11 protein-coding genes are annotated in these 10,160 nt (G+C 69.1%); 3 read left to right on the forward strand and 8 right to left on the reverse strand.

The window, feature by feature from the left end; translation table 11 throughout:
• Window positions 1-191 precede the first annotated feature (191 nt).
• Window positions 192-911 (forward strand): IclR family transcriptional regulator domain-containing protein, encoded by a 720-nt coding sequence (locus ACTOWL_RS28420; RefSeq protein WP_441324658.1) that lies wholly within the window; start codon window positions 192-194, stop codon window positions 909-911.
• Here the strand turns inward: ACTOWL_RS28420 and ACTOWL_RS28425 are convergent.
• The 5 genes from ACTOWL_RS28425 to ACTOWL_RS28445 all read right to left on the reverse strand — a co-directional run bounded on the left by ACTOWL_RS28425 (window position 908) and on the right by ACTOWL_RS28445 (window position 4,801).
• Entirely contained in the window at window positions 908-1,681 is a 774-nt protein-coding gene (locus ACTOWL_RS28425) for a coniferyl-alcohol dehydrogenase (protein WP_441324648.1), read from the reverse strand. The two genes, ACTOWL_RS28420 and ACTOWL_RS28425, sit on opposite strands and share 4 nt — an antisense overlap.
• The gene (locus tag ACTOWL_RS28430) at window positions 1,681-2,262 is read right to left on the reverse strand and encodes a histidine phosphatase family protein (RefSeq protein ID WP_441324649.1); all 582 of its coding nucleotides are present in this window, start codon (window positions 2,260-2,262) and stop codon (window positions 1,681-1,683) included. Before ACTOWL_RS28430 ends, ACTOWL_RS28425 begins: the two co-directional genes overlap by 1 nt.
• A 37-nt stretch (window positions 2,263-2,299) precedes the next feature.
• Window positions 2,300-2,695: a Rieske (2Fe-2S) protein gene (locus tag ACTOWL_RS28435; protein ID WP_441324650.1), complete on the reverse strand. Its 396-nt coding sequence runs from the start codon at window positions 2,693-2,695 to the stop codon at window positions 2,300-2,302.
• Window positions 2,692-3,813 carry a 4-hydroxyphenylpyruvate dioxygenase gene (hppD, locus tag ACTOWL_RS28440; RefSeq protein ID WP_441324651.1) on the reverse strand — a complete coding sequence of 374 codons (1,122 nt, stop codon included), beginning with the start codon at window positions 3,811-3,813 and terminating at the stop codon, window positions 2,692-2,694. Before hppD ends, ACTOWL_RS28435 begins: the two co-directional genes overlap by 4 nt.
• Window positions 3,814-4,027: 214 nt before the next feature.
• Window positions 4,028-4,801 carry a ferredoxin--NADP reductase gene (locus ACTOWL_RS28445; RefSeq protein ID WP_441324652.1) on the reverse strand — a complete coding sequence of 258 codons (774 nt, stop codon included), beginning with the start codon at window positions 4,799-4,801 and terminating at the stop codon, window positions 4,028-4,030.
• Between the two features lie 219 nt (window positions 4,802-5,020).
• On the opposite strand from ACTOWL_RS28445, the gene ACTOWL_RS28450 reads away from it, so the two are divergent.
• The gene (locus ACTOWL_RS28450; protein WP_441324653.1) at window positions 5,021-6,220 is read left to right on the forward strand and encodes an amidohydrolase family protein; all 1,200 of its coding nucleotides are present in this window, start codon (window positions 5,021-5,023) and stop codon (window positions 6,218-6,220) included.
• A gap of 31 nt (window positions 6,221-6,251) precedes the next feature.
• On the opposite strand, the gene ACTOWL_RS28455 is transcribed toward ACTOWL_RS28450, so the two are convergent.
• The 3 genes from ACTOWL_RS28455 to ACTOWL_RS28465 form a co-directional block, all read right to left on the reverse strand.
• Window positions 6,252-6,566 (reverse strand): type II toxin-antitoxin system RelE/ParE family toxin, encoded by a 315-nt coding sequence (locus ACTOWL_RS28455; protein ID WP_441324654.1) that lies wholly within the window; start codon window positions 6,564-6,566, stop codon window positions 6,252-6,254.
• The gene (locus ACTOWL_RS28460) at window positions 6,566-6,802 is read right to left on the reverse strand and encodes a ribbon-helix-helix domain-containing protein (protein ID WP_441324655.1); all 237 of its coding nucleotides are present in this window, start codon (window positions 6,800-6,802) and stop codon (window positions 6,566-6,568) included. The genes ACTOWL_RS28455 and ACTOWL_RS28460 overlap by 1 nt, the downstream gene beginning before the upstream one ends.
• Before the next feature lie 193 nt (window positions 6,803-6,995).
• Complete coding sequence (locus ACTOWL_RS28465; RefSeq protein WP_441324656.1) at window positions 6,996-8,759, reverse strand: calcium-binding protein; 1,764 nt, start codon at window positions 8,757-8,759, stop codon at window positions 6,996-6,998.
• A 228-nt stretch (window positions 8,760-8,987) separates the two neighbouring features.
• On the opposite strand from ACTOWL_RS28465, the gene ACTOWL_RS28470 reads away from it, so the two are divergent.
• A partial coding sequence (locus ACTOWL_RS28470; RefSeq protein ID WP_441324657.1) for a calcium-binding protein occupies window positions 8,988-10,160 on the forward strand: 1,173 nt, incomplete at its 3' end.

The raw sequence follows: 10,160 nt of genomic DNA on the forward strand, positions 1-10,160 counted from the left end.
GCGCCCTGGGATGATGACGCTATCCGTCACCCGGACCCTCCCGATCTTCTTGTCTGACTGATCTCTTGTGCCGGAGGCCGAATGCGGTCAAGAATTTGTGCGCATAGCGGCAATCTTGTTCGCTAAACGAACAAACCGAGAGGAAAATCCTGCGCGACGAGCAGGTCGTCTCGTTCCGCAAGGGGCTGGACATCATCCGCAGCTTCGGCGCGGGGCACCGGCGGCAGACCATCACCGAGGCGGCATCGCGCACCGGCATGACCCGGGCCGCGGCGCGGCGCTTCCTGCTGACCCTGTGCGATGCCGGCTATGCCCGCAGCGACGGCAAGCATTTCGAGCTGACGCCGGCGATCCTGTCGCTCGGCCACAGCTTCCTGTCCGGGATGGGCGAGATCGAGCGGGTGCGCGACGCGCTGCTGGGGCTGACGCGGACCTTGGGCGAATCGGCCTCCGCCGCCATGCTGGACGGCACCATGATCACCTATGTCGCCCGGTCGCCGGCGGCGCACCGGATCATGACCGTCGGCCTCGGGGTCGGCACCCGCCTGCCGGCGCATGCCACCTCGATGGGCCAGGCACTGCTGGCAGTGCTGCATCCGCGCGAGCTCGAGCGCTATTTCGAGGCAGCGGTGCTGGAGCGGTTCACCGGGCACACCCTGACCACCCGCGCAGCCCTGGCGGCGCGGCTGGCCGAGGTCCGCGGCCGCGGCTATGCGCTGGTGTCGGAAGAGCTGGAGACCGGGCTGAACTCGATCGCGGTCGCGGTGCCGGGCGGCATCTCCGCCGGCAACCTGGCGATCAACCTCAGCGCCCCGGCCGGACGGGTCGGGGCGGAGGAGATGCGCGAGCGCTTCCTGCCGGCGCTGCGGGAGGCGGCGCAAGGGATCGCGCTCGCGGTGCAGCGCAACTAGAGCCTGTGCCGGCGGTCCAGCACATGGGCGTGGAGGCCGCCATCGACCGGCAGGTTGGCGCCGCGGATCCAGGCTGAGGCGTCGGACAGCAGGAAGCCGACCACCGGGGCGATGTCCTGCGGCCGGCCCGGCCGGTCCATCACCGCCATCTCCGCCTCCGCCCGGGCGCCCAGCGTGGCGACGAAATCCGGCAGGATCGGGGTCTCGACCGGCCCCGGGCTGACCGCGTTCATGCGGATGCCGCGGTCGCGCCAGGTCCAGCGGTTCCGGTGGGTCCAGGCGATCAGCGCCTCCTTGGAGAAGACGTAGCTGCGGGCACCCTGGATGCCGTGGCGTCGGCAGAACGCCTCGACCCCGTCGAAGTCGAGATCCTCGCTGGCCCGGACCGCCGGCAGCGCCTCGGCCCAGTCCAGCCCGGCGAGCGAGGCGAGGTTCACGATCGAGGCGCCGTCGGCCAGCTTCGGCACCAGCCCCAGGGTCAGGTGCTTCAGCCCGACCAGGTTGACCTTCAGCACCTCCGCCGGCGGCCGGGTCGGCGGCAGGCCGGCGATGTTGGCCAGGCCATGCGCGCCGGCGGGCAGCGCCTCCACCAGCGCATCGATCGCGGCCCGGTCGGACAGGTCGGCGGCGAAGTAGCTGTCGACCGGGTCGGCCGGCTCGTGCCGGTCGACCGCGATCACCCGGCCGCCCCAGGCCCGCACCAGCCGCGCGGTCGCGACGCCGATGCCGGAGGCGGCGCCGGTGACGATGACGGTCTTGCCGGTCAGCACTACCTCTGGTTCCAGCGCCGGATCACGGGCTCGGTGAGGTCGTGCTCATAGCCCAGGACGCTGAGGCTGGCGGTGTCCAGCACGAAGCGCGAGCCATCCTGCGGCGGCAGGCCGAGCCAGCGCGCCGCCAGGACCCGGAGGAAGTGGGAGCTCGAGAACACCAGGACCGTTGCGGCCCCCTGCCGGAACTGGCCGATCACGGCATCGGCCCGGGCGCCGACCTGCGCCGCATCCTCGCCCTGGGGGCAGCCGTCCCGGAACAGCTGCCAGCCCGGGCGCTCGGCCAGGATCTGCTTGGTGGTGATGCCCTCATAGGCGCCGTAATCCCACTCCGCCAGCTCGTCCTTGACCACGGCGCCATCCCCGAAACCGCCGAGCGCGCAGGTGGTCCGGGCCCGCAGGGACGGGCTCGACCAGACCGCCGCGAAGGACAGGCCCTGCAGCCGGCCGGCGACGCCGCGCGCCGCCGCCTCGCCCGCCTCGGTCAGCGGGATGTCGGTCCGGCCGGTGTGCTTGCCGGACCGGCTCCACTCCGTCTCGCCATGTCGGACGAGATACAATTCGGGAAACGGGCTGCTCATCGATGGCCTCTCGGTCGCGCGGACTCAGGAGGCGATCCTAGCCCATGACGATCGCGCCGTCGGCCTCCAGCAGCACCGGGATCGGATCGAGCCCGCAATCGGCCGGGCCGGAGACGGGGCTGCCGTCCCCGGCGTCGAACTCGGCGAAGTGGTTGGAGCAGACCAGGCGCCGGCCATCGGCGCTCAGCACGCTGCCGCTGCGCCAGGTCAGCGGCAGGAAGGCGTGCGGGCAGGCGTCGAGGAATGCCCGCACCGTCTCGCCGCGGCGGACCAGCAGCATCGAGAAGACCCGGCGGCCGGCGCCGAAGGCGAGGATTCGGACGCCCGGATCCTCGATCTCGTCGAGGCGCCCCAGCATCGTCGCCGGCGCCGGTGCGTGCGGATGCCGGCGCCAGGCCGGCCCTTCCTCCCGCGCGAAGGGGCTGCCCGTCACGCCGCGTCGCTGTCGGCGGACAATACGCCGCGCCGGATCTGGTCCTCCTCGATGCTCTCGAACAGGGCGCGGAAATTGCCCTCGCCGAAGCCGTCATCGCCCTTACGCTGGATGAACTCGAAGAAGATCGGGCCGATCACGGTCTTCGAGAAGATCTGCAGCAGCACCTTGGTGTGGGCGCCCTCGACCACGCCCTCGCCGTCGATCAGCAGGCCCAGCTCGCGCAGCCGCTCGACCGGCTCGCCATGCTTCGGCAGGCGGCCGTCGATCTTCTCGTAATAGGTGTCGGGCGGGGCCGGCATGAAGGCCAGGCCGTTCTTGTCCAACTGGTCGACCGAGGCGTAGATGTCGCGGCTGCCCAGCGCCACGTGCTGGATGCCCTCGCCCTTGTACACACGCAGGTATTCCTCGATCTGGCTCTTCTCGTCGGCGCTCTCGTTGATCGGGATGCGGATCTTGCCGTCCGGGCTGGTCAGGGCGCGGGAGGTGAGGCCGGTCAGCTTGCCGCTGATGTCGAAATAGCGGATCTGCCGGAAGTTGAAGAGCCGGCTGTAGAAGCCGACCCAGGCATCCATCTGGCCGCGATGCACGTTGTGGGTCAGGTGGTCGACATAATAGAGGCCGGCGGGCTCGGGGTGCGGCTCGGCCGCGCCGATCCAGTCAAAATCGACGTCGTAGATCGACCCCTTGGCGCCGTAGCGGTCGACCAGGTACAGCAGCGAGCCGCCGATGCCCTCGATCGCCGGGATCTGCAGCTCGCCGGCATTGACCCGGCTTTCGACCGGCTTGGCGCCGAGCGACACGGCGCGCTGGAAGGCATGGGCCGCATCGGCGACGCGGAAGGCCATGGCGCAGGCGCAGGGGCCGTGCTTGCGGGCGAAGTCGCTGGCGAAGCTGTCCGGCTCGGCATTGACGATGAAGTTGATATCGCCCTGGCGGTACAGCGTCACCCGCTTCGACTTGTGCCGCGCCACCGGGGCGAAGCCCATGGTCTCGAACAGGGCGCCCAGCGCCTCCGGCTCGGACGAGGCGTATTCGACGAACTCGAACCCGTCCGTGCCCATCGGGTTGGACTCGGTGATCTCGGCCGGCGGGGCGTCGTGCGGATAGGGGCCCATGCTGCTCTCCTGGCGTGGCGGTCCGGGAGGATGATAGCAGGGAGGGCACGGTCGTTCCGTGCGAAACGAGGCCTGTCCGACGGCGGCTATGCGTGATTCACGTGCGGATCGGCGGTCGGGTGCAGGAATGCAGCATCGACTGCTCGGACCCGCAACAAAAAGGCCGCCGGATCGCTCCGGCGGCCTTGATTCTCCGCAGCGATGTGGGCCGCGCTTACTTCTCGACGAAGGCCTTCTCGATGACGTAGTCGCCGGGCTCGCCGTGGTTGCCCTCGACGAAGCCGCTCTCCTCCAGGATCACCTTGAGGTCGGCCAGCATCAGCGGGCTGCCGCACAGCATGACGCGGTCGTGCTCGACCGCCAGCGGCGGCAGGCCGATATCCTCGAACAGCTTGTTCGAGACGATCAGGTCGGTGATCCGGCCGCGGTTGCGGAACGGCTCGCGCGTGACCGTCGGGTAGTAGATCAGCTTGCCGCGGATCTCCTCGCCCAGGAACTCGTCCTGCGGCAGCTCCTGCGTGATCAGCTCGCCATAGGCCAGCTCGGCGACCTGGCGGCAGCCATGCAGCAGCACGACCTTCTCGAACCGCTCATAGGTCTCGGGGTCGCGGATCAGGCACAGGAACGGCGCCAGGCCGGTGCCGGTGCCGAGCAGGTACAGGTTGCGGCCGGGCTTGAGGTTGTCGAGCACCAGCGTGCCCGTGGCCTTGCGGCCGACGATGACCGGGTCGCCTTCCTTCAGATGCTGCAGGCGCGAGGTCAGCGGCCCGTTCTGCACCTTGATCGAGAAGAACTCGAGCCCGTCCTCGTAGTTCGGGCTGACGACGCTGTAGGCGCGCAGCAACGGCTTGCCGTCGACCGGGATCCCGATCATCGTGAACTGGCCGTTCTTGAAGCGGAACGTCGGGTTGCGGGTCGTCTTGAAGCTGAAGAGCGTGTCGGTCCAGTGATGGACGCTGACAACGCGCTCCTCATTGAAGTTGCTCATGCCTCGTCACCCTTCGCTCGCGAGTACGCGCAGAATGTGGGAAATAGCCTCGCCGCTGTCGAGCCGATGCATGTAGATTCTTCCGGCGAAATTTGCAAGGCGGCCTTGCTGCGGCATAATTTGTTTGTATACTAACAATAAATGCGGACGGCTGCGCTGTCAACCGCCCGCGACAGGCGAGGCGCCCCGGCAGCGGGGCAGTGACGAAGGAACGTCTCCATGGCGCATGACGAGCCGCAGAAGCCGGCCGGCCCGGCCAAGCTGGTGATCCGCAACATCGGGCTGCTGCTCAGCGGCAAGCTGGAGGCGCCGATCCTCGACGCCGACACCGTGGTCGCGGTCGACGGCCGCATCACCGCGGTCGGGCGCGAGAAGGATGTCGACACCGAAGGCGCCACCATCCTGATCGACGCCCATGGCACGACGCTGGCGCCCGGGCTGATCGACAGCCATGTCCATCCGGTGATCGGCGACTGGACGCCGCGGCAGAACCAGATCGGCTGGATCGATTCCAGCCTGCATGGCGGCGTCACCACCATGATCTCGGCCGGCGAGGTGCATCTGCCCGGCCGGCCGCGCGACGTGATCGGGCTGAAGGCCCTGGCGGTCACGGCGCAGCGCAGCTTCTCCGCCTTCCGCCCCTCCGGCGTGAAGGTCCATGCCGGCGCGCCGGTGATCGAGCACGAGATGGAGGAGCAGGACTTCAAGGATCTGGCCGATGCCGGCGTCACCCTGCTCGGCGAGATCGGCCTCGGCGGGGTCAAGGACGGGCCGACCGCCAACCGCATGGTGCAATGGGCCCGCAAATACGGCATCCAGAGCACGATCCACACCGGCGGCCCGTCGATCCCCGGCTCGGGCCTGATCGACAAGGATGTGGTTCTGGAGACCGACGCCGACGTGGTCGGCCACATCAATGGCGGCCACACCGCCTTGCCGGACGGCCAGATCCGCTGCATCTGCGAGGGCTGCAAGCGCGGGCTGGAGCTGGTGCACAACGGCAATGAACGGGCGGCCCTGTTCACCCTGCGAACGGCGCGCGAGATGGGGCAGCTGGAGCGCGTGATCCTGGGCACCGACGCACCGGCCGGCTCGGGCGTGCAGCCGCTCGGCATCCTGCGCATGGTGGCGATGCTGTCCTCTCTGGGCGACGTGGCGGCCGAGACCGCCTTCTGCTTCGCCACCGGCAACACCGCGCGGATGCGCAAGCTCGACGCCGGCATCATCGAGCCCGGCTGGTCGGCCGATTTCGTCTTCCTCGACACCGCCCAGCACTCCGCCGGCGCGTCGCTGCTGGAGAGCGTGCAGCTCGGCGACCTGCCGGGCGTCGGCATGACCGTGATCGACGGCGTGGTGCGCAGCCAGCGCAGCCGCAACACCCCGCCGGCCACCCGGGTGCCGGTGGTGGTGAGGGGATAGAGCGGGCAGCGAGCTTAGAGTCCCGCCGGTCTCACAGCCCGAAATCCTCGCGGAAGCGGTCGATCTGGTGCATCCGCTCGTGCAGGATCGTCACGATCCCGATGTCTCCGTTCGACAGCCTTCGCCAATAGACAAAATGCCGTTCGTACCGGAAGACGTAGCCCTCGACGCCGAATGCGGCCGGGACCGGTCTCGACATCACCCCATGGGTCTCGATCGCATCGAAGGCTTCGAACAAGCCGGTGATGTAGCGATCCGCCTGTTCGGTTCCCCAGCGGTCTCGCGTGTACCGATAAATCTCGTCGAGACGGTGCGAGGCCGCCTCCTGGACGCGGACGGCCGCCATCAGGTCCGGTTGCGCGCGATGACCTCGGCCGCGGTCAGCGGCTTGTAGGAAGACTCCGGCGCCGCGAAGGCGTGGCGAAGCTCGGTCTTCAGCCGGTCGAACGCTTCCTTCTCCGTACGCTCCTTGTCGCGACGGATCAGGTCCCGGATGTACTCGCTGACGTTCTCATAGGATCCGTCTTCGCCCACATTCGCAGCCACGAAGTCGCTCAGCGCACCGCTGAGGCGGACCGTCATCGTCGTGGTTCGGGACATACGTATTCTCTCATGGTGTGCGTCTTCAATATAACCATAAATGAATACGATGTCAGCCGGGCGCGCCGAGTGAAGCCTGCGTCGGCATGACCGTGATCGACGGCGTGGTGCGCAGCCAGCGCAGCCGCAACACCCCGCCGGCGACCCGGGTCCCGGTGGTGGTCAAGGGGTAGGGCTACAGCACGAAATCGGCCGCGGTCAGCGGGACATCGACGAAGATCTGCACCAGGAAGTCCGTGCGCGTGTCGCCGTCCACATCCGCCCGGACCAGGGCGCTGCGCCCGGTCCCGACCGGCGTGATCAGCAACTCGGCTCCCGCGCCGGTGAAGGCGCCGGTGACGATGGCGAAGGCGGTGTCGCCATTCGCGGCATCGCCATCGGCGTCGATGGCGCCGAGATCGACGATGTCGCCCTCGGCATGGGAGAAGTCGAGGATCCGTTCCCGCGCATTGGCGTTCGAGGTGACCGTGGTGTCGGCCAGCGACGTGTAGACAAAGCGGTCGGCCCCGGTCGCGTCGTAGAGATCGTCGCCGTAGAGATCGTCATTGCCGGCGCCGCCGATCAGCGTGTCGTCGCCGGCCCCGCCCTGCAGCCCGTCATGGTAGGCCGCACCGTCCAGGTGATCGTTGCCGTCCCCGCCGTAGAAGTAGTCGGCATAGTCCGCCCCGGTGGCGATGTCGTCGCCGCCCATGCCGTGGAAGCTGTTGATCGCGCCCAGGCCGCGCAGGATGTTGACGCCGTCGTCGCCGGTCACGCTGATCCCGCGCAGCCGGCTGCCCTCGATGATCTCGATCCCGGTCAGCACGTCGCCCTCGGCATCGCCGCCCGTGCTGATTCCGGTGGTCAGGTTGATGGTCGGGCCGACCGGGCTGTCGGCATAGCTGACCGTGTCGATGCCCGCGCCGCCGATGAGGTGGTCGGCCCCGGCGCCGCCATCGAGCAGGTCGTCGCCGTCACCCCCATCCAGGATGTCGGCGCCGGCCGCCCCGAAGAACGTGTTGTCGGCGGCGTCGCCGGCCAGGGTGTCGGCGAAGCGGCTGCCGCGGAGGATCTCGACGGCGTCGCCGAAGCTGTCGCCCTCGGCGTCGCCGCCATGGGCCGCACCGGCCGCGAGATCGATCGCGATCCCGCCCTGGCTGCGGGCGTAGTCGACCGTGTCGGTGCCGACCCCGCCGGTGAGCTGGTCGGCGCCGGCGCCGCCGTCCAGCACGTCGTCCCCGGCGGCGCCGTCGAGGGCGTCGTCGCCGTCCAGGCCGTTCAGCGCATCGGCCTCGGCACTGCCGGCCAGGCTGTCGGCGAACAGGCTGCCGTCCAGGATCTCGACCCGGTCGAGGAACCGGTCGCCCTCGGCGAAGCCGCCATGGGCCGTGCCCGCGGTCAGATCGATGGTCACCCCGGCATCGCTATAGGCGTAGCTGACTCGGTCGTGGCCAACGCCGCCGATCAGGCTGTCGCCGCCGCGGCCGCCGCGCAGGGCGTCGTCGCCGTCGCCGCCGTCCAGCAGGTCGGCGCCGTCGCCGCCGTTGAGGATGTCGTCGCCGGCCAGGCCGCGCAGGACGTCGGCGCCGGCCAGGCCGCGCAGGGCGTTGCCGCCGGCATCGCCGATGAGAGTGTCGTCGAACAGGCTGCCGCGGACGATCTCGAAGCTGTCGAGCAGGACGTCCCCCTCGGCGTCGCCGCCATGGGTGGCGCCGGTGGTCAGGTTGACCGAGACGCCGGCGGCGCTGTCGCCGTAGTTCAGGATGTCGATGCCCGCCCCGCCGGTCAGGGTGTCGGCGCCGGCGCCGCCATAGAGATTGTCGTCGCCGTCGCCGCCCTCGAGCCAATCGTCGTCGCCCAGGCCGCGCAGCAGGTCGCCGCCGCCGAGGCCGTAGAGGCTGTCGTCCGGGTCCGCGCCGAACAGCCGGTCGTCGCCCTCGGTTCCGATCAGGATGGTCATCTCCCCCTCCCAATGCGTTGGACTATGCCGCATGAAATCTTATTCCGTCGGGAAGCTTAAAGATTTCGACGGGATGGAGTCTATGGCCCTCGTGTGAAATCTTCTTCTGCCGACCCCGCGGCAGAACCGCCCGCATAGTCCGTTCGGATGATGTGGCCGTGGCTTCCGGAGGGTAGGGTCCGGCCGAGGATGCCTGGAGGCGTCGGCGACCAGTGTGAGGCGGCTCCCATGACCGACATCTACGGCGACGACAACCCTAACACCCTGCACAGCACGTTCGCCGGCGACTCCCTCTACGGCCGGGGTGGCGATGACAGGCTGTCAGCGCTCGGCAGCTTCAACAAGCTTTACGGCGAGGCCGGCAACGACGTCCTGTTCAGTCGCGACGGCTTCAACGAGCTGTATGGCGGGGATGGCAATGATACCGTCGACTACAGCCATGCCCCTATTATCGAGGGAGGCGTCCGTGCCGCGATCGGCATGCACCTCTCCGGCGGCGGGCCCGCCTACGGCGACACGATCGGAGCGGATGTCGAGAATCTCACCGGGACGCAGTTCAGCGACGACCTGTCCGGATCCGATGCCGACAACGTCCTCCTGGGGGACCCCGGTTTCGCAAGCTCGGGTTCGGGTGACGATCTCTCCGGCGAGGGCGGCAACGACGTGCTTTATGGCTTCCGGGGCGACGACAAGCTCGATGGCGGAGCCGGCGCCGATGTTGTCTATGCCGGCGCCGAAGACGACAGGCTCTACGGCAGTGCCGGCGCCGATATCCTGTTCGGTGAAGAGGGCGAGGATGTTCTGCGCGGCGACGACGGCGATGATCGGTTGGGTGGTGGGGACGGCGCCGACATCCTGCTGGGCGGCGCCGGCCTCGATACCGCCAGCTATCTGGTGAGCTCCGCCGGCGTGACCGTGACGATCGGCGACTATGGGCTCGGCGGCGAGGCGGAGGGGGATCTCGTCGCGCCGGATGTCGAGAACATCGAAGGCACCTACTACGCGGATGTGCTCACCGGCTCTGCCGCGGACAATGTGCTGGACGGCGGCGGCGTCGGCATCTCCCCCTACACGGGCGGCGATGACAGGCTCTCCGGGCTCGGCGGAAACGACACGCTTCGCGGCAATCTAGGCAACGATCTCCTCTACGGCGGCGCCGGAGCCGACCGTCTCGACGGCGGCAGAGACACCGACACCGCCAGCTACTACACCAGCTCGGCCGGGGTCACGGTCAACCTCGTCAGCGGCACCGGCAGCGGCGGCGAGGCCCAGGGCGACATTCTGGCCGAGATTGAGAACCTGTCCGGCAGCCAGGGCAATGACAGCCTCGTCGGCAACACCGGCGCCAATGTGCTGCAGGGCTGGGCCGGCAACGATGCGCTCGTCGGGGCGGGCGGGCGG

The organism is Inquilinus sp. CA228 (assembly GCF_052078665.1).
Taxonomy (GTDB): domain Bacteria; phylum Pseudomonadota; class Alphaproteobacteria; order DSM-16000; family Inquilinaceae; genus Inquilinus.